The 23,712-nt window shown below is 62.4% G+C and carries 24 protein-coding genes and 1 pseudogene; 6 read left to right on the plus strand and 19 right to left on the minus strand.

Features of this window, described 5'->3' with window-relative positions; all coding sequences use genetic code 11:
- Nucleotides 1–787 (plus strand): annotated as a pseudogene (locus tag U5A57_RS37215) (hypothetical protein); the annotation flags it as partial.
- Between the two features lie 254 nt (nucleotides 788–1,041).
- Here U5A57_RS37215 and U5A57_RS37220 read toward each other — a convergent pair.
- From U5A57_RS37220 to U5A57_RS37230, 3 genes are all read right to left on the minus strand, one after another.
- A complete protein-coding gene (locus U5A57_RS37220; RefSeq protein WP_321916906.1) occupies nucleotides 1,042–1,362 on the minus strand; it encodes a hypothetical protein in 321 nt (106 codons plus the stop codon).
- A gap of 66 nt (nucleotides 1,363–1,428) precedes the next feature.
- Nucleotides 1,429–1,644, minus strand: a complete 216-nt coding sequence (locus U5A57_RS37225; RefSeq protein WP_321916907.1) for a hypothetical protein — start codon at nucleotides 1,642–1,644, stop codon at nucleotides 1,429–1,431.
- A gap of 10 nt (nucleotides 1,645–1,654) precedes the next feature.
- Nucleotides 1,655–1,876 (minus strand): hypothetical protein, encoded by a 222-nt coding sequence (locus U5A57_RS37230; RefSeq protein WP_321916908.1) that lies wholly within the window; start codon nucleotides 1,874–1,876, stop codon nucleotides 1,655–1,657.
- A gap of 101 nt (nucleotides 1,877–1,977) precedes the next feature.
- Here U5A57_RS37230 and U5A57_RS37235 point away from each other — a divergent pair, with 101 nt between their 5' ends.
- From U5A57_RS37235 to U5A57_RS37245, 3 genes are all read left to right on the plus strand, one after another.
- Nucleotides 1,978–2,367: a hypothetical protein gene (locus tag U5A57_RS37235; RefSeq protein ID WP_321916910.1), complete on the plus strand. Its 390-nt coding sequence runs from the start codon at nucleotides 1,978–1,980 to the stop codon at nucleotides 2,365–2,367.
- 362 nt (nucleotides 2,368–2,729) lie between these two features.
- Nucleotides 2,730–3,206, plus strand: a complete 477-nt coding sequence (locus U5A57_RS37240; protein WP_321916913.1) for a hypothetical protein — start codon at nucleotides 2,730–2,732, stop codon at nucleotides 3,204–3,206.
- 352 nt (nucleotides 3,207–3,558) lie between these two features.
- Entirely contained in the window at nucleotides 3,559–3,750 is a 192-nt protein-coding gene (locus tag U5A57_RS37245) for a hypothetical protein (protein WP_201698501.1), read from the plus strand.
- A 595-nt stretch (nucleotides 3,751–4,345) separates the two neighbouring features.
- Here U5A57_RS37245 and U5A57_RS37250 read toward each other — a convergent pair.
- Nucleotides 4,346–4,978: an H-NS histone family protein gene (locus U5A57_RS37250; RefSeq protein ID WP_321916916.1), complete on the minus strand. Its 633-nt coding sequence runs from the start codon at nucleotides 4,976–4,978 to the stop codon at nucleotides 4,346–4,348.
- Between the two features lie 622 nt (nucleotides 4,979–5,600).
- Here U5A57_RS37250 and U5A57_RS37255 point away from each other — a divergent pair.
- Together U5A57_RS37255 and U5A57_RS37260 are read left to right on the plus strand one after the other, a co-directional pair.
- Nucleotides 5,601–5,942, plus strand: coding sequence for an H-NS family nucleoid-associated regulatory protein (locus U5A57_RS37255; protein ID WP_415774704.1), 342 nt, complete (start codon nucleotides 5,601–5,603; stop codon nucleotides 5,940–5,942).
- Nucleotides 5,943–6,248: 306 nt separating this feature from the next.
- Nucleotides 6,249–6,563, plus strand: coding sequence for a helicase (locus U5A57_RS37260; RefSeq protein ID WP_175198076.1), 315 nt, complete (start codon nucleotides 6,249–6,251; stop codon nucleotides 6,561–6,563).
- Nucleotides 6,564–6,856: 293 nt separating this feature from the next.
- On the opposite strand, the gene U5A57_RS37265 is transcribed toward U5A57_RS37260, so the two are convergent.
- The 15 genes from U5A57_RS37265 to U5A57_RS37335 all read right to left on the minus strand — a co-directional run bounded on the left by U5A57_RS37265 (nucleotide 6,857) and on the right by U5A57_RS37335 (nucleotide 23,706).
- Complete coding sequence (locus tag U5A57_RS37265; RefSeq protein WP_321916991.1) at nucleotides 6,857–7,327, minus strand: RES family NAD+ phosphorylase; 471 nt, start codon at nucleotides 7,325–7,327, stop codon at nucleotides 6,857–6,859.
- Nucleotides 7,324–7,779: an antitoxin Xre/MbcA/ParS toxin-binding domain-containing protein gene (locus U5A57_RS37270; RefSeq protein ID WP_110388253.1), complete on the minus strand. Its 456-nt coding sequence runs from the start codon at nucleotides 7,777–7,779 to the stop codon at nucleotides 7,324–7,326. Before U5A57_RS37270 ends, U5A57_RS37265 begins: the two co-directional genes overlap by 4 nt.
- Before the next feature lie 180 nt (nucleotides 7,780–7,959).
- Nucleotides 7,960–10,980 carry an LPD7 domain-containing protein gene (locus tag U5A57_RS37275; protein ID WP_321916918.1) on the minus strand — a complete coding sequence of 1,007 codons (3,021 nt, stop codon included), beginning with the start codon at nucleotides 10,978–10,980 and terminating at the stop codon, nucleotides 7,960–7,962.
- A 1-nt stretch (nucleotide 10,981) separates the two neighbouring features.
- The gene (locus U5A57_RS37280) at nucleotides 10,982–11,383 is read right to left on the minus strand and encodes a plasmid mobilization protein (RefSeq protein WP_321916920.1); all 402 of its coding nucleotides are present in this window, start codon (nucleotides 11,381–11,383) and stop codon (nucleotides 10,982–10,984) included.
- 62 nt (nucleotides 11,384–11,445) lie between these two features.
- Nucleotides 11,446–11,781 carry a killer protein gene (locus U5A57_RS37285; protein ID WP_236597020.1) on the minus strand — a complete coding sequence of 112 codons (336 nt, stop codon included), beginning with the start codon at nucleotides 11,779–11,781 and terminating at the stop codon, nucleotides 11,446–11,448.
- Between the two features lie 39 nt (nucleotides 11,782–11,820).
- The gene (locus U5A57_RS37290) at nucleotides 11,821–12,312 is read right to left on the minus strand and encodes a hypothetical protein (protein WP_133189209.1); all 492 of its coding nucleotides are present in this window, start codon (nucleotides 12,310–12,312) and stop codon (nucleotides 11,821–11,823) included.
- Nucleotides 12,309–13,043, minus strand: coding sequence for a StbB family protein (gene stbB, locus U5A57_RS37295; protein ID WP_321916923.1), 735 nt, complete (start codon nucleotides 13,041–13,043; stop codon nucleotides 12,309–12,311). Before stbB ends, U5A57_RS37290 begins: the two co-directional genes overlap by 4 nt.
- Nucleotides 13,044–13,078: 35 nt before the next feature.
- Nucleotides 13,079–15,685, minus strand: coding sequence for a DUF5710 domain-containing protein (locus U5A57_RS37300; protein ID WP_321916925.1), 2,607 nt, complete (start codon nucleotides 15,683–15,685; stop codon nucleotides 13,079–13,081).
- Nucleotides 15,678–17,945, minus strand: coding sequence for a type IV secretory system conjugative DNA transfer family protein (locus U5A57_RS37305; protein WP_321916993.1), 2,268 nt, complete (start codon nucleotides 17,943–17,945; stop codon nucleotides 15,678–15,680). The genes U5A57_RS37300 and U5A57_RS37305 overlap by 8 nt, the downstream gene beginning before the upstream one ends.
- A gap of 151 nt (nucleotides 17,946–18,096) precedes the next feature.
- Complete coding sequence (locus U5A57_RS37310; protein WP_321916927.1) at nucleotides 18,097–19,248, minus strand: ATPase, T2SS/T4P/T4SS family; 1,152 nt, start codon at nucleotides 19,246–19,248, stop codon at nucleotides 18,097–18,099.
- Between the two features lie 21 nt (nucleotides 19,249–19,269).
- Nucleotides 19,270–20,478, minus strand: a complete 1,209-nt coding sequence (gene virB10 / locus U5A57_RS37315; protein WP_321916929.1) for a type IV secretion system protein VirB10 — start codon at nucleotides 20,476–20,478, stop codon at nucleotides 19,270–19,272.
- Nucleotides 20,471–21,307, minus strand: coding sequence for a TrbG/VirB9 family P-type conjugative transfer protein (locus U5A57_RS37320; protein WP_266232653.1), 837 nt, complete (start codon nucleotides 21,305–21,307; stop codon nucleotides 20,471–20,473). The genes virB10 and U5A57_RS37320 overlap by 8 nt, the downstream gene beginning before the upstream one ends.
- Nucleotides 21,304–22,206 (minus strand): type IV secretion system protein, encoded by a 903-nt coding sequence (locus U5A57_RS37325; protein WP_321916934.1) that lies wholly within the window; start codon nucleotides 22,204–22,206, stop codon nucleotides 21,304–21,306. The genes U5A57_RS37320 and U5A57_RS37325 overlap by 4 nt, the downstream gene beginning before the upstream one ends.
- Before the next feature lie 185 nt (nucleotides 22,207–22,391).
- A complete protein-coding gene (locus tag U5A57_RS37330) occupies nucleotides 22,392–22,751 on the minus strand; it encodes a hypothetical protein (protein WP_321916935.1) in 360 nt (119 codons plus the stop codon).
- Between the two features lie 22 nt (nucleotides 22,752–22,773).
- Nucleotides 22,774–23,706 carry a type IV secretion system protein gene (locus U5A57_RS37335; RefSeq protein ID WP_321916936.1) on the minus strand — a complete coding sequence of 311 codons (933 nt, stop codon included), beginning with the start codon at nucleotides 23,704–23,706 and terminating at the stop codon, nucleotides 22,774–22,776.
- Nucleotides 23,707–23,712 lie beyond the last annotated feature (6 nt).

Below are 23,712 nucleotides of genomic sequence, written 5' to 3' on the forward strand. Positions count from 1 at the left end.
TGCAAAAGACAGAACGTCTCCTGAAACGACCCGGCAGCAATCGCTGGCTCTGAACGATGGCGCCGACGTAGAGAACATCCGACGCGCCAACCTCCACGTTCTCACGAGTCGCAACGGATCGAAAGCAAGGCTTGGCGTGGTCATGGACCTGAGTGGGTCCAACATGGCCCACCGGCTGCATGGCAAGAAGCGCCTGGACGCTGTCGAAGCAAACCGGTTCACGGAGCGGCTTGGTTTACCAGCTGGCTGGCTGGACATCCCGCGCTCTGAAGCCGATATACCTGCGTCGGTGTCGCGTATGCTTGCCCCTGCCGCGCGCGGACGCGTATCGGCTCAACAAAACGAATCGCTTGCGGCCGCAACGAAGGATGACGTGCCGGCAAAGGCCTCCGGTGCGAAGGCGCGTGGACGGCGCACGCGGGCGGGCGATCCACAAAACCCCTCACCGGTTTCGACGGATGTGGCGGGCGAGCAGGAGGCGATCGTTGCCAGCGCGCAAGATCCTGTCAATGGTTTTCCCGCCGACGTTACCGGTCACCGGCCTGAAGAAAGTAATGACGGGGCCCCGGCAGCTACACCGGCAACCCCAGAGTCGTTCGCCGCGTCCGCAGTACAGCAGCGAAACCCGGCAGCCCTCCACTTCGCTTCCGTGACGAGCCTGGACAATCTTCACGGTATCGAGCCGATAGCGGAAGCATTGCTCAAGACGCTGGCAGGCAAGGCACGCACGGGTCGCCTCGACGAACTGAAAGCGCTGGAACTGCTGCAGCAGGCGATCCTGTTGTGAGCCTGTAGTAGCGTGCCAGGCCCTTCGCGCCATGATGCATAAGGCGCATCATGGGGGCCCGGTTCCGGTACGCACAAAAGCTGTGCCCTGTCAGGTCGACTCGCCATCGACCTGCATTGCCAGGCTGACCGTTGAGGGAATCATCTGGAAGATGGTGTGGGAGGCTCCCGGAGGCCGGATTTTTCTCCCGGGTTTTCCTGGGAATACTGATCAGGGTGTGCCAGGCAATCCGCAGTGCGGAGATCGCCTGCGGCTCAATGGAGTTTGGACGTGTGACGACGGCGGGCAGTTGCCAGAAGCGGATTATCGTCGGCTTCGGCGTCGCGCTCTTGCGCACTGCCATCGGCAATGACAACGTGGACGTCCTGCGCAAAGGCATCTTCGAAACAGCTGCGCGCACGTGCAACACATTCGGACGTCGGCGCGTCGCCTGCACTCGCTGCGGCCTGCGCGGTCGCTTTTGCGGCCAGGCCAAACGCGGCGACGATCTCTTCCCAGGTCAGTCCGGTCGCCATCGCTTCCTGCACGAGCTTGCCCGCGACAACACCGATCTTTGCTCTTAGTTCATCATCCATTGCTTCAACTCCAGCGATCCTTCGTGCCGCGCCTGCGCGACATCGTTCCACAATTAGCTTCGCTTTTCAGGCGAGAGCGGCACGGCCGGTGGCGTCCTGCCACGCCATCTCGACCGCACAGTCACCGGACGTAACCGTACCGTGCGCCTTTGCCGTCATGACGTCGTATACCATCGCTCCATCTTCGCAGTATCGAGATGTTGCCGCGAGATAGCGCGCGCGCACGATTGCGCGCGCCGCAACTTCGGGGTCACGACCGGGTCGATAGCGTAGTTCAAGCATGGTGCCATTCCTATGCCTTCTGGAGCACGAAATTCGCGGCCGCGTATCGTGCGTTGCAGTTCCAGACCTCCTGCCCGTCGCGGTAGAAGGTTGCCCAGCCGTCCTTGACGGTAACCTGCGCTGTGGGAAATACCTCGCTGTGCCCATTTGCGGCAGCAGAGAGGGAATTGTTTTCCTTGCAGATCGCCCTGTATTCGCCGTCCTCAGGTACGTCAGTTCGGGAGACTTCCATTTCGTGACCTCTCCGGTTGACGGTCACATCTGCCGGTATATCGCCGGGCCACCGATCACGCCGACTGCTACTGTCGTACCGCAACCATAGTTGCGAGGCTCATGCCGAACCTCGTATCCATCCTCATCGCGCCTCAGGCGGCCGATATGCGCTTCGACGGATGCGTCCTGATCACGCACAGCCGCAAGATCACGCATCACCAGGTCCCCTGGCAACGACCGCAAACACTCCAGCAACGTAGACATCCTGCTTTTCCTTCCTCAGAACCTGATCGTATCGAACGGGACATCGATCCCGTGGTGTTGAAGCACAGCGTTGCGAAATACCTGCCATTCGCCTTCTCCAGCTCGCTCATGCGTGCAGTGCAGGCACTGATCCGCACCGGCCAGCTGCTCGGTCACGGTTCGATGCACGTCGATCCCGAAGCGTTTGCTGAATCGTCCCACACACGAGCCGTCGTGTGCGGTCACCCACACGGTATCTCCCAGTGAGGACACGTCAATGCTGTGAGGTTGCGTCATGCTTTTTCCTGTTTATCCAGCGGCAATCGTACTGCATGTTACTGCGGGCAAGCACACCCGCGGGACTCTGGAACTTGTCGCTCCCGGCTCCTGTGAGACACCTGAAAGCACAGAATAAAAATTGGGTATATGGGCGGCGTCTCTTCGCACTGCTCGCCGCGAGGCGGTGGCGGGGACATCGAGCGTTGACCGTTAGTCGCTTTTTCTAAAAACAGTCGCGGCACGACAACCAGCAGGGCAACCGCGATACTGAAATTATTTTGAAGGTCGCTCTTGCCTTGTAACGTGACATCCCAATATTCCTGCTCGACATCTATCCGCCAGCGTCGAACATGTCCAACAAAAGCTATCGGTCCTCGCGTCGCCCGTCTGCCAGCGCGCATGCAAAGTCGCTCTTTCTGCCCATGCCTCGCAAGGAATCCTCGGATCTCGCGCTGCGTGCACGGATTGCGCTTGAGCGTCTGCGCAGTGGAGAAGCGGACCGCTCGCTGGTCAATCTCCTCTCGCAGGTCAACATCATCACGAGCTTCATCACCCGGGCGGGTCACGGGAAACTGGAGATCGGGGAGATTGAACGCGTTGAGCGTGGCCTCGCAGAGGTACTCAATGAGGCCGATCGCACCAGTGCCTGGAATGTGCCCGAATGGCTGATTGACGGCCTCACCGCCGTAGTGAATGAGTACGATCGCCAGCTCTGCTTCACCCGCATGGAGATCGTTTTGAGGGCGAGTGATTACCTCGGAAAGCTGGTCGGTATGGTCACGCGTGACACCCGCGCCAACGACAGTCGCCTCCGGGTTGCACAATAACTGCAGCGCGCTTCCTGTGCCCGAATCGCACCTCAGTCAACGAGGTGGATAAGGGCGGCCGTTGAATGAGGACGTGCGGACGTGAGAGAGGCTCACACAAACGTCAGACGGATATTCTGGCACGTGAGGGTAACCGCTCCCCATAGACGGAGACCATACCTCCGAACGTGCAGTACATGGAAATGAAACTGGGAGCCGTGTAGCCTGTGACTGTCGGCAGAGGCACGCGGGCGCATAGCGATTTCTGGCAACGCTCAACGAAACGGAGTCACACGCGCCACTCGCGACCCGGCGTCCCACAACCCTGCGCGCGGTAACGCTGCCGGCAACCACCTCCCCGGACGAATAGAACATGGAAATTCGCGTCGCTTACGAACACAGTCTCGCCACTGCGCCTGAGGAATTCATCGTTCAGGTGCCTTCGCAGCTCGTGATCGATATTCCAGCGAACGTGCCGCGCGCCCTGTTGCCGGAGTTCATCGCAAACCTGATCGTCGAACGCTCACCAACAATCGGAAAGATTCGCAATCTGAGGATTCTCTAGCGGGCTTCTTTTGATCGTTGATATCCGGGTGTCGACAGACGTTGTTGCCCAGCCTCAGCAAAACTCAGAAGAGGCTCTGTTGCCTGATATCGCGTGCCGGAGGCAATGACGGTTTCTGGCGTCGCACGCCCACGCGTCGGCGAATGACACGGCGTACGTGGGCGATCAGCTCGAAGCTTCCGTTCGCAAAACTGAGCGTGAGCCTGAACTGCGTCAGCCCATCCGCTCCGATACCGGGCTGCACCCGCAGCGATGCACGCATGTCGAGCCGACGGGCACGGTCCACGAGTTGCGCGCGACTCATCCCCGGCCACGCGTGCGAAATCAGTCGACCAACCGCCGGTGGAACCGACTCGGGAGGACATGCAACTGGCAATGCGAGAGATACAAGTTCAAAACGGTAAGCCATTGGCTTGACGGCACGCGGCACTGTGTCCGCACTTCCTGATGTACAAACATCGCGCCGCTCTCACGTGAGGCGACGCACGAAGGGACCTGAGTAATCAGTCGTAGCGGGCCGCGAATGCGGCGTGGCCAGCATGTCACCCCGCCAGCTACGACTGGATCGCCCGTTACCCCCGTTACCTTGTACCCGTTACGCTGCTGCGACTTCAGGCGCGGCAGCAGCATCAGCTGCGGCCGTGGTCTTTCTGGCTGCAGCCTTGCGCGGCGCAGAAGCCTTTTTCGCGGGTGCTGCGGCCTTGCGTCCGCGTGCGCCCTTTGCCGGAGCCGCCGCTGCGCGGCCAGCCTTTTTCGTGGCGACTGCCGTCTTCACCGCCTTTTTAGCCACAACACGCTTTGCGCCTGCCTTCTTCGCAGCTACCTTTTTCGCAGCACCCTTCTTTGCAGGCGCTGCCTTTGCGTCGGCAGTCTTCGCCGTTGCACCCGCTTCAATCAGGAATTTCGAGCGATTCTTGACGTCGCGAATCCAGAGCGGCGCCAGACCCCGGCCCGACCACGTCGCACCCGTTTTCGGATCCGCGTATTTCGGCGCAACGTGATGCACGACCGCGCCCGGGGCTTTTGCTGCCGCCTTCGCCAGCGTGGTCCCAGGTTTCCGACCGCGTCGCTTTGCAACAAAGCCTTCGATGTCGGCGACAGTCAGGCCGTGCTTTTGCATCAGGTCACGGATTTTCGTCAGGCCCACAGACGACTGCTTTTCGGCAATCGTTGCCGCCTGCTTCTGCAGTTTGGCAATTTTCGAGTTGATTGCGTCCAGGGTAACCATGTCTATTCCTCGCTGTGGGGTTTACCGTTCATGCGATCCTGGAACTTCCCTGGCTTGTTTGCCAGGCACTTCGAAGTTCGGTCTGCCCGTCAGAATTGACGCGATCGTCGCGGTCGTGATTATGACTTTATCAGTACGCTCGTGCAAATTGAAAGCACAGCGCGCAACGGTTTGAATGTCACTGGAGTTCAGGAATCGGTGCACGCCCGATGTTGCCTGTACGTCCCGCAACGCTGCCTTTCTTTATTTGAATGCTATTGCGCCGCAAAATGGCCATCTCTCTATTATCCAGACATGTACCCGGTATCGTTGGTCGGGGAGGTATGGGTCTTGAGTCAGCGATGCGCCTGCTCATTGCGCACGATAAATCGCGAGCGCAACAAAAGCAGATTCAACGTGCGCAAGCAAACCTGGTGTCGCGCATAGGTTGTTTTATACTGCTTTCATAGCGGTCGCCAGCCGCGGCGCCTCCCGTGCGCCGCTCCCAGCAAAATATGATTTAACCATGCTCCGCCCTCTTCGCTGCCTCGGCATGGGCAGCGTTGGGTCGCGTGGTGTCCTGGCGGCACGCGATTTGCAATCACCTGCCCAACGACAGATTGTTGCGCGGAGAATACACCAGATGGATGAGAGAAAACGCGAAAGCATCGTGGCCTATCTGCGACGACGGATGGCCGAATTTGGAATCGAACCGGAAGACATCGCTACTTCAATTGCAGCCGATCAGGCGCGTTTGCAGGCAGTGCGTTTCCGCGACGCTTCGGGCAACACATGGGACGGCAAAGGCGTTCCGCCACAATGGGTGGCTCAGGCAATCAGTGCCGGCCAATCTCTTGAGCATTTCGCAATTGACGGCGCGTCGAATCGCGACCCGGGCAAACGCACCGGCGCCGACTGGCGCAATGACCCGTTTGCCGGCACCAGACTGGCAACGGTCAGTGCGGAGAGCGTTGGGGCGGCCTGAGAGCGCACCCCCCCCCCCCGCCGTCGAACGCAGGCTTTCAGGTCGTGAAGCGACGCCGGGCATCCAGTCGACGCAACAGACCCTGACGGCCGCCGCGCCACTCAGGCAGGATCTCCGGATTGTAGTGAGCATCCGCGCGCGATCGGCCTCGCACCACGCAACGTTCGTCGCTTTGTTCAGCGTCGTTAGTCCGGCCAGATCTCCACGGGCGCCGGCCTGCCCCCAAGGTTTGAAGTCATCCGCGGAAATCAGGCAGGTCACGATTATGCCGACTGCTAGAATGGCTGCCTTTTTCAGGGGAGTTAAATGTCCTGGTTCATCTACGAAGTGCCCGAATACAACGAAGACGGGGCGCGCATCGAACCCTTCACCGACCTGCGTAGCCGTGTCCTGAAAGTAAGTGGGCAGGCTATGGCTGACGAACTGGAAAGCGTCCGCGAGAACGCCGCATCGACGGCGGACACGCCCTCGCGCCCGCTACGCGCCGCAGAGAATCCCCACGTATTCCCGATTCCTTATGCCGACTCAATGATCCTGGTCGGGTTTATCTTCGAACTGAAGCGCGAGTCCCGGCAACTGGTGGTGTCACCCGTGGAAATGCCCTGGCTCAAGGACGCGTAGAAAGCGGGACGATCGAATCCGCTCCAAAGCTGCGAGGCAGACTACCCTCCAGGTGGCGCCCTCGTGCATAAGCGCGTCTTCGATGAAGACCGCCATCTGCAGATGTGTCCGGTTCAATTCTCTGCGCAGTGCGCAGACATTTTCTTCATCCCTGGAAACTTCGACCGCATGCACGCAGTCACGCAACTGCCGGACGAAGAAGCCACACTGAGCATTTGCGCCGTCCGTCCGGTTACGATGCGTCCTGCGCCGGGATAGCCGGGACGGGGGTCACTCGCGTCAGATGAGCGAGATTACCTGTCGCCCAGGATAGCCCGGATCCTCGGATCGTATGGCACTCTCAGTGCCTCCGCGATAGTCGCTGAGGCAGCGCCGGGATGAAGAGGATTGAAAAGATAGTTGTACGAACGGGGAAGTATTGCACTCGGAACCTTGAGGAGCAGCTCCTGCCCTCCCGCCAGCCATTCGCTGCCGGCGGCCTGTGTCCAGTCCGCGTTCTCGCGCCAGTCGTCGGGGATGACGTTCGCCGTGAGTTCTGCCATCGCAACGTCCCCGGTAATCTCCACGCGCAGCAGTTGATAGTTATCTGGCAACGCCTGCGGAGACCCGAATTCGTGGTGCACCATCGTCTCAAGCAGCGCGAGCGCGGGGTTTTCCGCCAGATAGACGACCGGCTGCCCCCGATGATGCCACCGGCCGGGCGCCCTCAATCCGCCGATTCCCCGAAGGTCCGCGTAGTTGCTTATCCTCCAGAACTCCATCAGGCGAAGTATCCCTCGTCGATCTGAACCAGGGTATCCTCAACAAGCCGTGCACCGTGCTCAGTCGATGCCATCTCGAGCGGCGTTTTCCCGGCGAATCGCTCCTTCTTTCCTCGAAGCCAGTTCATGGCCTTTTCCGGGTTTCCAAACACCGTCTCCGCCTGTGCAACGATCCTGGCGAGGCGGATGGCCTTGTCCGACTCGTCGGTCGAGAGCCGCTCGCCATTCTGACGACGATGCGAGAGCGTCCGGCGAGGAATGATGAAGAGCAGCTCGTCGGCCTTGAGTCCATGCTCGCCGAGACGGTCGATCACGTCCACGCCGACGCGCTCGGTCGCCAGCGCGGCAAGATCGCTCCCGGACCGGATGTGGGCCTGGAGCAGATCGCCCAGCAGTGAGAATTCGGTATGGCGCGGGTTGACGCGCCCAGTGGGTCGGTATTCAACAGTGGCCATGGTCTCTCCGAGCAAAATGCCCAAACAATGAAGGCATTTTGCCACAGATTGGGATATCCCGCTGAGCCGCGGCTACAAGCGGGTCTCGCAGACTCTGCCGGGGGCCGATCGGGCGCCACCGAACAGCCCCGGACGCCATCAACGCCAGGATAGGCGCAAGAGTGCCGGGCCGATCGAGCATCAGAGGGTCGGCTTACCGTCCTCGGAGGGTTTCGGCCAATCCTGTGCCGGTCGATCGGATTGCGCCTGCGGCAGTGGATCGGCGGGCGGACAGGCACCAGACGTGCCGAGCGCGTCCTGCACCTGCTGGTCGACGCGCGCGTGGCGATACTGATCCATCGCCCGGTTCAGTCGCTCGTCGCTGAACTGCACGCGCAGCCCGGCGTCCACGGCCACCCTCGCGGCCGCCAACTGGTGCGCGTCGTCGCCAGTCAGTTCGAGCGTGCGACCGAACTTGCTCTGCGCGAGCCGAAGCCCGGTTTCGATGGCGGACCGCTCCGCCTGCAGCACCTGAACACTGGTGCCACGATCACGAACAATGTCGCGGCCATCAAACCGATAGGTGACGTGGCCACTCTCGTTGACCGACCAGGACAGAGCAGGCGAGCGGAAAATGATCGCATTGTATTCGTCCTGCGCGTGCTGCCGTGGAGTGTTCGGCCGGATCACATTGAAGGCTTCGCCGCCGATCTCGGCATCAACTTTGACCGCCCCCGATACACGCTCCGGGCCGGCAGTGCGTCGCAACTCCTCGAGCGCGCGCTCATCGCCCTGCTCCGCGCGCGTGCGCAGCCAGCCGGAAAAGCTCGGGCCGCCTGCCGCTCCAAATTTTTCCTTGAGTGCGGCCCGCTCGCGTGCGATCGACTCCCGCAGCGCGTCGTCGCGGCCCAGCTGCCCGGCGCGTGCGAGTGACGTCGCCGCGCGTCGGCCAGCCGGTGTGAGTCGCACATCCCGCCGGATTTCCGCGCGCCTGGTGTCGAACGCGGCGCGGATCTCAGCGCGGCGCCACTGTTCATTTGCGCGCTGTGTGAGCCACGCGTCGCTACGGGCCGCGACATGCACTTCGCGCGCGACCGAGTATTCACGCCAGAGCGCCGCGCGTGGCAGCTCGCGCGGAGCCGGGACCGGCTCACCGGCCTGCTGTCGCTCATACACCGCGCGTAGCAATGGTGCGGCTTCGCTCCACGACAGATTCAGTTCTTTAGTCAGGAAGTCCGACACGTTGAGGTTGCGCGAGCCCGCGCGGATGCGATCGGCGCCGTCGCGGCCCGTCGTGACCGCATATTTCGCGGGCCGCACGCCGTGCGTGTGCGACAGTTCGGCAAGCAGGCGACGGGCGTCAAGACCCTGGCGAATCTCACGAAACTCGGTGTGCTGACTACCTGACTCATCACGCTGCCGAAGCTCGCGCGCGAGTTGCGAGACCACACTGTCCGAGACGCGGCCAGTGTGCCGCGGTGTGGCATACGTGGCGTCGTCGGTGCGAGAGCGGCGCGACCGGTACGGTGGAGCATCAACCGCGAATGCGTGCGGCGTCCGCAGGATTGGCCCGCTTGCCTCGAACTCGAACGACGCGTCGATCGAGTCGAACCGGCCTGGAAACGCGTCTCGCCGGTTGCCGGAAAACCAGCCTGGCGGCGACATGCCGGATGGTGTCCGTGCCGGATGCGGCTGCATCATTGGCAGGCTGTCGAACGGATCGCCGAACGCATAGTGCCTCTCAAGCACACGGTTGTACGCGTCCAGCCCGCTGACTGAGGGGGCTGCGTGCCCTACTCGTTGCGCTGCAGGCTTTCCATCGCGATCTGCAGCCCGTCGCAGGCCGTGCGCGGATACGGCGCCGTCTGGCTCCAGCTGGTGAAACGCATGATGCGGCAATAGCACTGCAGATCGATGTCCGATGCCGTCCACAGGGCGGCCGGGCACGTTTCGCACAGCGTCGAAGGGTTCGGGCGCCGCGTGCGCCCCACCTGGGATAAGGTCAAACTCGGCATCGAGGCCGCCGTATCCATCATCGAAGGGTTCGGGCGCGTCGAGTTCTGATTCGCGCGCGCCTCTCCCGTCGACTGCGTCGGGCGGCTGGGCGCCGAATTCAAATGCGCGTCCGCTTCTGTGAAGATGTTCTGCGAGGGCTGGAAGGGGGTCGTCTGCTCGTTCATGATGTGCCTTCAGATGTTGTGCGTAAAAGCCGCGTTCGAGATCCGCAAGCATCAGCTCGCGGTCGTGGGGAGAGGATTCCTGATAACGCTGGTACTGACGGCTACCGCTGTTGAGATACTTCACTTCGCGCGCGCGGGTCGCGTACCACTCATCCAGCACGGCCGCTATGTGCGCCGGTGTGCGTCTGGGCGCAACACCCGCTTCATAACGGTCGGCCGCATCTGCCGACAGCGCCTGCAGCTTCTCTGCGGTCGGCAGTGCGATGAATTCAGGCGTGAATACGTATTCCTTGAGGTTCACGCCCTTGTCGGCGCCAGCCGGCTTCACATTCGGGTAGGCGTTGTCGAGACCGGTATTGCGCATGCGCACGGCACCGTGCCCGTGCAGCAGCGCCATGAAATCCGCATGGGTCTCGATCTGGCGATCCAGCACCGCGTCGAGAATCCGTTCCTTCAGCTCGCGACTGTTCGAACGGAACAGGTCGCCACGGTAGCGGCTGATCATTTCCGATGCGTCGGTCAGCAGCGTGCGCCGGTTGTCCTTCGGACTCGCAAGGCCATACTGCGCGTTGACATGCTCCTGGAACGCGTCGATGAAACTCAGGTTGGCGCGCACGTAGCCGAGCGGTTCCAGGTGCCTTTCAGCCAGCAGGTTCCAGCGCGGAATGACGATGTGGATGTGCGGCTTGCGCTCAACCAGTTCGCCAGTCCGCTGGTCCACATAGCTCTTGATCCGGGGCAGGTGTGCCTCGGCATAGAAGCTGTATTCGTCCGGGCGGTAGGCGTGCAGCGCGAACGCCTCGAACTCCCGGACGATCTGAAACAGCGTTTCCCGGGCGACGTGATCCTCCTTGAAGGAGAGCGTGATGGACAGGTAACGTTCGACACCGGGTGCGGCGTTGATCGACTGGATCACTGCGTCGGTCAGGTCGAGATCACCGGCGAGCACCACGCGCTCATCAAGGTCATCACGATCCAGGTCGCGGCCAACCTTGCGGCCTTCCTCGAGGTACTGCTTCACGCCGTCGTGACGGCCGTCCACTCTAATCAACACGATGAAGATGGGCCTTCAGCAGTTGCGTGATCAACTCCAGTTCGTCGACCAGGGCGACGAACGTGGATTCGGATAGCTGGCCGGCCACGCGCGCCGTATTCGCCACGTGGACCAGCTGGTTGAGGTTGTTGCCGGTCTTGTTGATCACGTACATGATCCGTTGTCGCTCAACGGACGCGGGTGGGCGCGCGACGATCTGCGTGCGGTTCGTCAGGATGCATTCGCGCAAAAAAACAGACGGACTCATGCCGGAACGTTCGACCTTTTCATTGAAGATCTGCCACTGGTCGTCGGTGAGCCGCGTGCTCACCGGCCTGCCAAGGGCCTTCTGCGCTTTTTTTCGACCACGGCGCCTGGCTTGCGCCACAACATTGAGATCGTCTGCGCTCATCGCATGTTTTCCGTTACCAGAGAGACAACGGGCGGCGAACTGCCGCCACCGGCGTGCAAGAGTCAGGGACCGTACTGGGTTCGCCCGTATTGCGAATTGACAGGCCCCTTCACGTCACTCCCGGCCGACTGGCACTGGTTCAGGAAATCGCCTCGCGCGTTGGCCGTGCCGCCCTCATCGAAGTGACCGTGGTGAAAGCGGACGATGGAAAAGTAGCCCGTCTCGTATTCGGCGCATGTCTTGCCGCCATTGCCACCCATGATCAAGCCGGCAAGACAGAGCACCGCGCCACACGCATCCTGGTTATCAGCGGCGTGCGACGACGGCGTGGCGAGCGCACAGGCCAGTGCCGCGCTGCACAGCGCGGCCGCAATCGCCCGTCTTTTCATTGCGTTCATGATCTAACGTTCCCCTCGAGGAGATGCGGTGGTTTTCGGCTAGGTGAGCGTGTGTGCCAGACGGGCAACGACCCAGATGAGCGCGGCGCCCGCGCAGAACGCAATGCCCATGAAGGCGACGAGCGAACCGGTTGCTGCAACTGCCGGATTCGTGGGTACGACGCGACCACGCGATTCAACGGCAGCCCGCAGCCGCGCCAGTTCGTCCACGACATCCGCTGTTGCCGCACGTCGCGCCTGGTCAGCCGCCTTCGCGGCCACCTCGCCGATGAATGCCTGGCGCGATTGCGTGAGCAGCTTCGTCAGTTGCGTGTTCTCCTCGCGCAGCGCCTGCACCGTCGCGGTCAGTTTCTGGTCGGTGGACTCCATCAGCGCGACAACATGGTGTTGTGCATCCACGACCTTCATCTGCTCGATCAGGATCTCCGCGAGCACGGCCAGCTCGTTCGACGCCGGCATCGTGGCGATCACCTGGCCCAGGCGCTCAGACGCTCGCCCGGCGTGATCCGGCTGCGGCGTCGGCTCGTTCATGCATCGACCCCTGCCATCAGTGCGGTAAACGCCCGATCCAGCAACGGCTCGATCGACAGCGCCTTGCGTTTGAGGCCAACCAGCCTCACAAGACGGTCCTTCTCCGAGGCACTCGCAGCGTCGATCAGCTGCACCTTGTAGTCCACCCCGTCTGTCGCAATATCGTGGATCGTACGGCCGGCGGCCGCCGCAAGCGTAAACACGTCGTTCTTTGGGATCAGCGCATCCTGATTCAGTTCGAAAGTCCGCTCCCTCTCATGCAGTTCGAACAGTTCCCCGAAGTGCCGGCGCAGCGTTACCTCGCGGTCCTCGCTCCTGACCAGATCGACCTTGTTCAGAAGCACACGGATGCGCCCAGGCTCGACGCCGAGATCCGCGAGCATGTTGATCGTCTTCATGGAGTCCTTCATCTGCTTGCTCTCCGGTTCGACCGGCACAATGAAGCATGCGTAATCCTCCTGTGCCCCTTCGGCACCATCGAGGCGGTTGAGATACTCCTCGACGTTCGATGCACCGATATCGACCAGCAGATCACGTCCGCGCATCAGCTCGTCATGCAGTTCGTCAAAGCGCGCGGCAATCATCACCTCGACCTTCGGGCCGGCCGAGTCATCCGTATTGATTGACTCAATCTGGCGTACCGACATTGACGGCAGCCTTGGCGCGAGCAGTTCGCGGGTCACGGTAGTCTTGCCGACGTTGCCTGAGCAGTTCACGATAGCCATACTCATTTCGAAATCCTCATCAATAGTTGGAGTGCCGCCACTTACATCACCTTCGGCGCCAGTCGGCCTGTCTGCGCTTGCGGGGGCAGCGGGATGTTTGACGGGCCCTGTGCAGGCGCAGCCTTCGGTGCCGTCCACGCCGCATGCAGCTCGGCCGCGCGCCTGTCGATCTCGGCCGGGCCGGCGTCACGACCCAGTTCGCCGCGTGCAATCCGGGCCTCGATCTCCGTGCCCGCCTGCATGCGGGCATCGAACCGGCGAATCACCTCGGCACGCATGCGCGTGGGGGCCCGCTCAAGCGACTTTTCAAGGACTTCGCGCAACTGCGCGACGGTTTTGGGTGCTTCAGGCGTGGGCGGTGCCGCCATGTCCTCTGCAGGCGAGAAACGCGCTGCGCTGGCCGCCGCTTCCGGTTTTGGGTTTGACGGCGCGCCCGATGGATTCTCCTTCGCCGGGTTCGTCTTCTGCGCGACATCCGGCGCGGGCGACGTTCCGGCCTTGGTCGTTAGCGCCGCACGTTCACGCTTCGCGGCCTCGAGTAATGCCTCATCGCTTTCGGCCGGCTTGAAGCCCTTTACATCCACACCCGCGAGGGACGCTTCGATCCACGCGTTGCGGCGGAACGTTTCGCTGCCGCGCACGACGATCGAATCCCAGTTCTTGGCCTTCGCCACCGCCACCATGTCGGCAATCGTTGCGCGATCGTTCTGCCGGGAGTTCAGGCGTGCCCCCACGTCCTCGAAGTGCGGCTGCGTGGTCGCGGTCGGGTCCGACTGCACGCCCGGCTTATCTTCCATGCCTTCGAGCTTCCAGAACCGCCCATCCTTCACCATGTAGCGCGAGGCGACGTGAGCGGGCACGTCGTAGCCGTATTTCGTCACGACCGGCTTGCGTGAGGCAGGGTCGACGCCGATCTGGTTGTCGCGGCTGTCGGCGATACGCGCAACGCCAGCCTCGTGCGCGTCTGCCGCTGCACGGGCGTCGCCCGCGTGCTGCCCTGGCATCGGCGTGCCCTGTTCGCGCAGCAACCGCTCGGCGGCCGCCCGCTCGCCGTCGCGCACGGTGCGCACGCGCTCCAGATCCTGCGTCGACACGGAATCGAACACCGGACGCTCCGGTTCGTTCGCCGGATTTCTTGCGTCCGCTTCATTCTGCGCAGACGTCTGCGTGCGCTGGATCTGCGTGTCGATCATGCCCGACACGGCTGGTGTGTTCATCGACGTATCGTTCGCTGCGCGGCCGGGCTGAACGACGGGTTCGTTAGCCGCCGCCGCGTTGACAGTCGGGCGAGCGACGTCCTCGTTGCCGGGTACGGCATTTCCCGTGATGCCACGCAGGCGTATTGCGTCGTCGATTGCCGCTGCATCGCCGACGTCCGCAAAGGTCACCGCATCGCCATCCGTCTTGACGTCCGGCTGCGCCTGCGAGGCTGGAGATTGCGCCAGTGATGCATCGACCTGCCTGTCGAGTGCTTCGCGCACGTGGGTCACGAACGGCTCGCGGGCGGCCGGCGACAGAAACGCAAGCTCCTGATCGAGCGCGGCGGCAACTTCAGGCGCGGTCCTGCCTTTCGCGAACTCCTCCCTGATACGCCCAGTCAGCCCCCGAAAGTCGGCCAGGTCTTTCGCCAACATCGACCAGTCCGTTCTGTCCTCGTGCTCACGACCGGTCGCAGGCATCGCCTCCACGGGGTCGAACGCTTCGGCGATGTCCGCGAAGGTGGCAATGCCGTCGTTGCGCTCCGGCTCGCGATGGCGATGCCGGTGTTGCGGCGCGACGCTTGCCCCGTCAACCGGAGGCGCATCGTCCACCGGGTCGGAATCCGTCACGTCGCGCGCAGGCGTGCGCTCGTCGATTTCCATCGGACTCAAGCCCGCTTCGTCGCGAAGTTTGGCCAGCGCTGCGGCTGCCCGTGGCGGCAGGGTCTCCGCCGCAAAACCGGTGCGGTTGCGGATCTGCTCGCCAATCGCGCGCTCGCCATCAACAGCGTTGCCGGACTTGCGCCACGCTTCACGATGGATCGACTCCAGCCGCTGCTCAAGCGCCAGCGTATGGTTGACCTCGTTGCCACGCAGCGTGACCGCCGTCGTAATCGACTGGATCATTTCGCGAAAGCGGCGGCCGAGCGCCGCGTCGTCGAGCTTCGGCTGTGCAGCCTGCTGGCCAACGCGCGCGCCCCGTCCATACAGATGCTGCCGATCGGCGAAATACTGGTGCCGCGCGTGGACACCGGCTTCCCGTACTTCGTCAATCATCTCGAACGCGGAGGCACCCTGCGCGCGCAACCGGTCCCGTGCCTCCAGTCCCGCCTTTTCCGCGGCGGCCTGAAGGGAATCCCGCACGAAGGCGCGGGACTCATCGCGCGGTTGACCCATTAGCTCGCTCAGCCGCACGGCTTCCCGCTCGATGTCGGCGTCACTGCCGAACAGCGTCTGCGGCTGCCCGCGCACTGCTCCGGGTGGCTTCCCTGCCTGCGGCTCTTGCGCTGGCATCCACCGCGCAAAGGGCGCCACGTTAGTGCCGCGCGGCACGTACCATTTTTTCGATCGCCGGTCGAACCTGGCGCCCAGATCGTGCGCCGCGTCCTTCTCCCTGAACGGGACGTCCAGATACGTCCGTTTGCCTTTCGGCCTGTTCGGGTCAGCCATGTGATACCTCCTTTGCCTCGTTGTCCGCCGGCGCGACAGACGCGAGCGCCGGTTCAATCCGGTCCTGGACAGCGTCATCCCCGCCTGCCACGTTGAAATCGATGCGGATGCCCGCGAGCATTTCGCGCACGTCCTCGCGCATCGCGACGCCAAGCTCGGCCAGGTCAGCCTCGAAGCCCGCGAGCGCCATGCCGGTCGCGAGTGGCCCGGGCGCGCGTTGGTCGAGCGCGAGAAGCTCGGCCGCGGTCAGCGGCTTCGCACCGGCCTGACGTGCAAGTCGGATTTCGCCAGCGGCCCTCGCGGACAGCGCCGCGTGATACCTCTCCGGGTTGTGCGTCGGGATGCCGGTCGCGCGCAGCTCACCAGCACGCCAGGCCGCCTTGATTTCATCTTCGGTGGGCAGGCGCTTGTTGATTGCAGCGAGCATCGGACTGACCGAGCGCATGCGGTCGATGAACAGGTCATCCTCGTAATAGGTCGCCTTCTCGCACAGGATCGGACGCTGGAAACCAAGCACGATTTCCTGGTCCTGCTCCATGCGCTTCAGTTCCTGATCGAGCATCAACGCGCGGCCGTGATCTGACGTGTTCGTGCCGGTCGACGTGTTGCGGCCGTGATTACGGCTTTTCGAGGTTGCCTTCTCGGTGAACGTCCCCAGGGTCTCGGACAGTTCCTTTGCATCCTGCTGGTTGCCAGGCGCGTACGCCACCAGGACTGCGTGGTTGGTGATCAGCGTGCGCGCCCCGGCCGGCCCGTACAGATCGTTCGGCTCCAGCTGCGCCTTCGACTGCAGGATCGTGAGCAGGCGAATCCAGTAGCCCGCGATGAACGCGTTGCCCTTGTCGAGTACCTCGATGCGACCGAGCGCAGTAAATTCGTCCCCCACGCCAAGACACTGATATTTGATGGTCGGATCGTCGCCCGGCAGCACGTCGAGGTTGTCCTCGATCCACTGCGTGTAGAACAGGTTGCCGAGCAGGCTCGCGACGGCAAGCTCACGCACCGGCAGCACAACGTATATCGACATCAGCTCGCGCCGCACGCGGTCGAGCTCGAAGTCGCATGCGCTCGTCGCCTGGTCGACGATCGGGTTGCTGAACAGGCGCAGACCGGCGTTAAACGTCGCAACGATGTTCAGCATCGTCTCGTCGGGCGAGGCCAGCACGCGCGAGAGCGCGCCCAGGCAGTCGCCCGACAGCGGCAGCCCCTTCTGCGGCTCGTGCTGCATCAGATCCGACAGGTGCTCACGCACTTTCTTGTCGGGCGTGCTTGCGAGCCGCAACACCTGTCCGAACGTACAGTCACCCGTCATCTCCATCAGGTAGAGCGCAAGGCCCATGAACAGGTCACTCGCCTGCTCATAGAAGAACTTGTTGCGCCCGTCGGTCGTGTGATACAGGCGCGCTGCAATCGCCTGCAGGCGACCGACCCGCACGAAGGATGCACTCTTCGCAATCCTGAAAAGCGGATTCCAGCGGTGCGTGTAGCCAGTCTGATCAAATGGCGCCCAGCGAAACACCTGCTGGCCGCAGGCCTGCCGGTACCGCGACGTCAGGTCGTAGTTCTCTCCCTTCACATCGAGTGCGACCGCCGAATCCGGAAAGGTGAGCAGATTCGGGATCACAATGGCTGCACCTTTGCGTGAACGCGTTCGCGCAGCAACCATCACGAACTCCGTTCCGCGGAACGTCAGGTACTTGCCCTTGTACCGCCCGACGATGATCGACGGGTCGCGGTGATCGCCCTTGCGGCCGCCCCTGTTTCGACCGCGCCCGTTAGCCTCATCGAGCAGGCCGTACCGCCGAACCTCGTAGCTGTAGGCGAAGCGGGCATCGCCATGCAGTTCGCGCTTCGGCTTCATGACCAGCGCCGCGACGATCGCCGCTACCGGTACAAGCGGCACGATGACCGATGCCGCTGTCGCCATCTGCAGCGAGCGTTTCACCGCCTTCACATCACCAAAGGCGCGCCAGTAGTCGTGCAGCGTCCACAGCCCGATTGCGGAGTCCGGCAGCTTTTCCAGCTTCGCAAACAGCATCGCGCCAACGTACTGGCCGGTGGCAGCGAGACCGATCAGAACCACCAGCGCAAGCAGACCGGCCGCGATGATCCGGTCGGCAAGCGTCGCGGTTTTTATCAGCACGGCGCTTGCACACACACCCCACAACGCGCACGTCACGACGGCGAGAGCAATCACGGCACCCATTTCGACAGGATCGCTGATCGCGTCGAGATGAAGCAGACGGCCGGCGGCCAACACGACTGCGCCGGACACAATGCCAAGCAAGCCGCCAACAAGGAGACGGGCTTTCATGCTGACGCTCCCACTGCCGCGTGCGTCTGCCGCTCCTGGGGTTCCGGGCCGGTTTGCCCGCCACTGTCACCAATGGCGGAATCGTTCGGTCGCGCTCTCATGCATCACCTCGCAGCAGCCTGTTTTTCGTCGCCGGATCGAACCAGATTTCTGTCAGGTCCCGGTTCTCCATAAACAGCACCACGTCGACCGTCGTGCGGATCTCGCGCATCAGATAATCGAACGGGAGCGTCTGGCCGACCGGGCTTTGCTTGACCAGCGTGGCGATGCGGGTGAGCGTCGCGATCGAGTCGTTCGCGTGCACCGTCGTCAACCCGCCCTGGTGCCCGGTGTTGAGCAGCGTCAGGTAGTCCCAGGTTTCGTCGCCGCGCAACTCCGCAAGCAGCACGCGATCGAACTTCATGCGCAACGTCGCCTTCACCAGGCGTCGCGCCGGAATCGCCTCACTGTAGAAGAGGTGAACGTGATTGCGATGCAGTGGCAACGGCAGCTCGTGGGTGTCCTCGATCGTCGCCAGACGCGCCTCGCGCGGAATAATCGGGATCAGGTCGGCCAGCGCCTTCATCAGCGTGGTCTTGCCGGAGCCCGTGCCGCCCACGAGCACGATGTTCAGCCGGTTCAGTATGGCCAGCTTCAGAAACCGCACGACATCGCGCTGCGCGAGCGCGTCGAGCATCTCATGCTGAAAGCGCGCCAGGCCATAGGCACCCAGCGCCCGGGACGGATTGAATACCGCAGTGGCACGACTGACGTCCATACCCTCTGAGCCTGCCCGTGCCGCCGCAGCGTCGATCTCGCCGTTCGTCATTGCGCCACTACCGCCGGGTTCATCCCGGACCACATCACGGAACCTGGCGAACCGCCCGGCGTCCGACCACTGCTGTACCGAAAGGCGCGTTGAATTCGGCACGCGAATCGTCAGCGACACAGTGCCCGGCTCGCACGCCGGTGGAATCACGATCTGGCCGCGCTCGCCGTCGGGCAGGCGTACCGGCTTTTCCGGCTCGGCCGCCGATAGCGGCGGCTTCGCCTTGTTGTAGATGGCCAGCGCCGGTGCGAACTGGTTCAGCATTTCCAGCGACGCATCCGGAAGATCATGGCGCTGCCAGCCGTCGCGCGTTTCGGTCCAGCCTTCATAAGGCCGGTTAATCGCAAACTCGGTGACGCCGGGCATCGCCAGCATTGCGGCAATGCCGAGTGTCTTGAGGTGACTGCGTACCGTAAGACTGTCGTCGTATTGCATGCTCATAAGCATCCCGAATTAAATGAATCAAGGCGTCGCCAGTTCGTACACGTCGGAGAAGTCCACATCGCGCGCAACGAAAATTGTCGTCATCGACCCGTACTTCGAATACGCGGTCGGCGGCACGTTGATGGTGTTGCGCAGCGCTTCGGCCGCTACCTCACCACCGGCATTCGTGGTGTTGTTAAACTGGATCCCGCTACTGCCCGAGTTCGCGGCCAGTGTCGACAGCGCCTGACCGGCATCGCTGATCAGGCTGACCATCATCGCGCCGCCAAACCGCGTCCAGAAGTGGTTGTCGACGTAGGCCGGCAGGCCACTGCCGCCGAGCGCATCGGCCGCAGGCGAATCGAGTTGCACCTTTACGCCGTCAGGCGTCGTCAGCCGCGTCCAGATCACGAAGATCCGCGCCTGACCCTGCATCAGCGCCTGCCGCTGCTCGCCCACGACCTCGGAGCCGCGCTCGACCAGCAGCACCTTGCCGTTCGCCGAGTACACGTCTTTCGCCACGTGGCAGGTGGTCATGCCCGGGTAGTCGGTCACGATCTCCGCACCCTGCACGCACGGGATCGTGGTGCCCGCGATCAGCAGGTAGTCACGCGACGGCATCAGTTCCGCCTTCACCGTTTCCAGCTTCGATGGCTGCAACTTGCTGTCCAGTCCATCCTTCGCAAATCCGGCATGCGAATTGGTCAACCCGGGCGTGCCACCAGGGGCTGCCGCGTCGGGCGTCTTCTCATCCTTGACGGTGAGCAGCACGTCGCCATCGAGCTTGCGTTGTGCCGGCGTCTCCACCGCGCTGGCCGCCGTCGCTGCAGCAGCGCCGTTTCCATTCGCCGCACTGGCTGCGTTCGCATGCGCAGGTGTAGCAAGCGCCGCGCTAGCCGCCGCCGCTTCCGACGCCATCGCCGCTTCCTCTGCCCGCTGCTTCTCGATCTTTGCCTTGTCGCGCGCAAAGTCGTGCCGGTCATCTGACGGCTTGTCCTTTGCCGCTTCCGCCCTTGCCGCCTCGGACTCGGCGTGATGCTGCGCCGACCACCGCTTGATCGCGACACCCACTGCGATCGCGCCGAACAGCAGGATCAGCACCATCCCAAGGACGATCGGTAGCATCCGGAACGGGCTCTTGCGCTTCGTGCGGCCAACACCCGGCACCCCGCGCTCGCCTATGCCGGCGGGCTCGACCGGTGTCGGGTTCGCCAGGTTCGGACCGTTCAGATTGATATCGTCACTCACCGCCCGCCTCCTTTTGCTTCACGAGACGCACCGTGCCCGGAATCGTCGTGCCTGTCGGGTTCAGCTGGCCGTCTGGCCGGTATGCATTGTTGCGAATGCCGAGTACGGCGTCCCCCAGGCGCAGGTTGAAGCGCTGCGCCGTGTCGTGCACCACGAGCACGGGGCCGCGCACGTCATCAGGATTGACGAGCGCTTCCTTGCCGTCCCCGTACACGCGATAGATCTGCGGCAGGTCGCGGCTCGTACTGAACTCGAAGTAGGTAAAGCGGCCGTCATCCCACAGCGCCGTTGGCGCGAGTGTCGTGTCACCATGCATGTCGTAATTGAAGTTGCCCACGCCAGGCGTGCTGACGGTCTGCGCCAGCAGTGCCCGCGCTTCGGCCGAGCGCACCGCGGCGGCCGCCGACGCCTTTGCACGCGTGTCCGGATAATCGAAGGTCAGCGACCAGACTGCTTCCTCGTGCCTCCTCACCGGGACCAGCTTGAGCACATAGCGACGTCTGTTCGTGAGCAGAATCAGGTTGGTTGCCGCCTGCGGTGCCTTCGGCTTGAAGAAGAAGCCGTTGCCGGCTGGGCCAGCCGTCCATGCCTTACCGTCGCCCATGCCGCCGCCGTCGATTTTTTCGCCTTTCTCGAAGACGAGGACAGTCGCCTCGCCCGGGCGATAGGCGATCCGGTACGTCTCATTCGGGTCATACACGGCGCACGCAATGTGCCGGTCACTGCCGCACGCACCGGGCACGACTTCGGCGACAGCCGGTAGCGACATGCCGAATAGCGCGGCAGCGATCGACGCTGCAGTAAGCGCTTTCGGGAACCGGATGGTCATGGGTTGGCCCCTCCGGCCGGTGCGCTCAAGGACATACTTGACGGTGCCGACTGGGACGATGTGGCCGCGGACGGCATCGGTGTCGCGCCGTCTGCGGTGCTGCGCGTCCAGTCGCGGTCGACAGAGTAGCTGGTGACACGAAAGCCCGTTGGATTGAGCTCCTGTTCGTCGCTGCGGGTCGGCAGATCGCCTATCTCGTAGGTGATCGTCGCGACCCAGTATTCGGTTTTAGGCGGTGCCAGCGCCGTGCCGCCCTGCGACGACAAAGAAATCATCGTCTTCGAGAAGAACACCTGTGCGGTGGATCCAACGAACGTAATCGCTCCTGGGCGCACGATCACGCGATATTTATCTGTGAGCACGTTTTGCGGCGAGTTCTTGCGGTTGTAGAGCGCCGCATACAACGCCTGCTCGCGTGGCGAGTTCATCAGCGTCACGGTGTCGTACGCATCCTGGATCGTGTACCAGTCGTACTTCTCACGCAGCTTGACATACGTGCGCAGTGCTGCCCGCACCTCGAGTTCACCGAACGTCACGGATCCGCTGTGCGCGACATCAATCACCTGCACGTCGCCGGTCGCGGTGTTGTCCCTAATAATCACAGGTGGCGACGGTCTCTTTAGTTGTACTAAAGCTGACGAGCCAAGAATTGAGACAAGTGCGACGAACATGGCCCCGCCCGCAACGCGCCATGCAATCTTCGTCATGTTTTCCTGCAGCTGCTGCCGGGACTTCTCGAACGAGAGCGCTTCCCTGAAATACATCCGCGCCATCTCGCGCGGATCGGCGTCGGCGAGTTTCGCCGCAATGTGCTGCAGCGCGGCCGCGCAATTGCCATCGACGGCAACCGCGACTGGCTCAGCCCGCGCCGGCGCCGGCTTCCATGGCATCCATTTCATGGCGCACTCCCCTGTGTCGCATGGTTGACGGGCATCCACGGCCCCTCCGGTTGCGTCGGCTTTGGTGCCGACGAACACGCAGCAAGGAGCGCGGCGCAGCAAAGCACGACGATTAATTTCACGTCAATCTCCGATCGATGTGTACTGTCCGCCGTCTCTGATCGCTCTGGCGGACATGCTGCCGTTTATTTCTCCCGCTCGAACTCGGAGCCAGGTGTAACGAGATGTCCATTCGACTTATCGATCGTCATTGCATATTGAATGCTGGAACTAACAATCATCTTCCCATCCACAATCGTGGCCGGTTGTTGGCGCATTACCGTTCCGACCTTGTTTCCATCGTCGTTGTACTGATCTTCCCGATGCGAAACATAAAAATCATTTCCGGTCCCATTTCTGCTAATGACGATATCTTTATAGTCCTGACCACTAACGCGCGCCCACTTGCCAATGTACTGATCACCATCGTTGCCCTTGCCGCATCCAAATTGCGCCAACGCCACGACGACCACTACTGTCGCCTTCGCAAATCGAATTTCCCTCATGGACATCTCCTGGTATGTAAGATCACGCGCGGCCAATCGAGTTGGTAGGCGCCGATGATGCCCCACTTGCGCGGCCGCCTGTCAGCTTCATCGCCCTCATGGCTGCGCTGGCCGCGTTACCGAGCTTACCAACCATCGAGGAGATGCCCACGCCACCTGCAAGTTGCGATGCGAGTGACGGCATGCTCAACGACACCACGATGAACACAAGCCCCGCCCCGATAATCTTTCCTTCAATTGCATAGGTCAGCATCACGTTATGCACGTCGAATGTCTTCGGCAGTACAGAGGTCATGAAATTCACCTCGATCGCGCCTGTTGCACCGAATAGTGCGACGAGCAGGCCATAGTTCAGACACTGTCCGACCCAGTTCTGGAAGAACTGGCGCGTCGCCGGGAAAAGTGCCGCAACAACGAAGGCCGGCCCGAGCGCGAGCAGCAATCCAAGAGCGAACTTTGCAAGGATGATGTATGCCGCTGCAATCGCGAGAAACGGAACGCCGACCAGCAGGATGCAGATTGCAAGTACTGAAACTTCGATATAGAGGCCGACATCGCTCCACGTCAGTCCCGCGTACATTGTCTTGATTGCGGAGATATAGAGATTCAACAGCGTATCGAGCCCACTACTCAGGCTGTTGCCACCCATCAAGGCACTACTCAGATCGTCCCCGAGGCCATTGAAGAACGGCACCACGTATTCGCTGTAGTAGCTGATATTCATCCCGAGCGTGAGCACAGCCGCCCACCCGGCCATCTTCAGCAGGAAGTCGGATATCGGGCTGTCGTTGTGGCCACGCCAGTACGACACGAGTACGAGCAGGACGTAGAGACTAAAGCAGGCTGCGACCAGCGGACTGATCAGTGAGATCATCCGGGCCGAGCCGGTATTAATCGTGTTCAGCACGTTCTGGTCGAACGAGTTGAACATGTCGGTAAAGATCTGCAGTTGCATGATCGC

Origin of the sequence: Paraburkholderia sp. J11-2, from assembly GCF_905220185.1 — a bacterium.
In the GTDB taxonomy this organism is placed as follows: Bacteria; Pseudomonadota; Gammaproteobacteria; order Burkholderiales; family Burkholderiaceae; genus Paraburkholderia.

What these genes read in the sequence shown, in the direction of transcription:
- U5A57_RS37310 (WP_321916927.1), bottom strand. Translation starts at nt 19,248, where the DNA reads ATGAGCATGCAATACGACGACAGTCTTACGGTACGCAGTCACCTCAAG.
- U5A57_RS37335 (WP_321916936.1), bottom strand. Translation starts at nt 23,706, where the DNA reads ATGCAACTGCAGATCTTTACCGACATGTTCAACTCGTTCGACCAGAAC.
- U5A57_RS37270 (WP_110388253.1), bottom strand. Translation starts at nt 7,779, where the DNA reads ATGGCCACTGTTGAATACCGACCCACTGGGCGCGTCAACCCGCGCCAT.
- U5A57_RS37325 (WP_321916934.1), bottom strand. Translation starts at nt 22,206, where the DNA reads ATGAAATGGATGCCATGGAAGCCGGCGCCGGCGCGGGCTGAGCCAGTC.
- U5A57_RS37285 (WP_236597020.1), bottom strand. Translation starts at nt 11,781, where the DNA reads ATGAACGCAATGAAAAGACGGGCGATTGCGGCCGCGCTGTGCAGCGCG.
- U5A57_RS37220 (WP_321916906.1), bottom strand. Translation starts at nt 1,362, where the DNA reads ATGGATGATGAACTAAGAGCAAAGATCGGTGTTGTCGCGGGCAAGCTC.
- U5A57_RS37280 (WP_321916920.1), bottom strand. Translation starts at nt 11,383, where the DNA reads ATGAGCGCAGACGATCTCAATGTTGTGGCGCAAGCCAGGCGCCGTGGT.
- U5A57_RS37225 (WP_321916907.1), bottom strand. Translation starts at nt 1,644, where the DNA reads ATGCTTGAACTACGCTATCGACCCGGTCGTGACCCCGAAGTTGCGGCG.
- U5A57_RS37230 (WP_321916908.1), bottom strand. Translation starts at nt 1,876, where the DNA reads ATGGAAGTCTCCCGAACTGACGTACCTGAGGACGGCGAATACAGGGCG.
- U5A57_RS37330 (WP_321916935.1), bottom strand. Translation starts at nt 22,751, where the DNA reads ATGAGGGAAATTCGATTTGCGAAGGCGACAGTAGTGGTCGTCGTGGCG.
- U5A57_RS37255 (WP_415774704.1), top strand. Translation starts at nt 5,601, where the DNA reads ATGGATGAGAGAAAACGCGAAAGCATCGTGGCCTATCTGCGACGACGG.
- U5A57_RS37250 (WP_321916916.1), bottom strand. Translation starts at nt 4,978, where the DNA reads ATGGTTACCCTGGACGCAATCAACTCGAAAATTGCCAAACTGCAGAAG.
- stbB (WP_321916923.1), bottom strand. Translation starts at nt 13,043, where the DNA reads ATGAGTATGGCTATCGTGAACTGCTCAGGCAACGTCGGCAAGACTACC.
- U5A57_RS37320 (WP_266232653.1), bottom strand. Translation starts at nt 21,307, where the DNA reads ATGACCATCCGGTTCCCGAAAGCGCTTACTGCAGCGTCGATCGCTGCC.
- U5A57_RS37235 (WP_321916910.1), top strand. Translation starts at nt 1,978, where the DNA reads ATGCCGAACCTCGTATCCATCCTCATCGCGCCTCAGGCGGCCGATATG.
- U5A57_RS37300 (WP_321916925.1), bottom strand. Translation starts at nt 15,685, where the DNA reads ATGGCTGACCCGAACAGGCCGAAAGGCAAACGGACGTATCTGGACGTC.
- U5A57_RS37240 (WP_321916913.1), top strand. Translation starts at nt 2,730, where the DNA reads ATGTCCAACAAAAGCTATCGGTCCTCGCGTCGCCCGTCTGCCAGCGCG.
- U5A57_RS37245 (WP_201698501.1), top strand. Translation starts at nt 3,559, where the DNA reads ATGGAAATTCGCGTCGCTTACGAACACAGTCTCGCCACTGCGCCTGAG.
- U5A57_RS37290 (WP_133189209.1), bottom strand. Translation starts at nt 12,312, where the DNA reads ATGAACGAGCCGACGCCGCAGCCGGATCACGCCGGGCGAGCGTCTGAG.
- U5A57_RS37260 (WP_175198076.1), top strand. Translation starts at nt 6,249, where the DNA reads ATGTCCTGGTTCATCTACGAAGTGCCCGAATACAACGAAGACGGGGCG.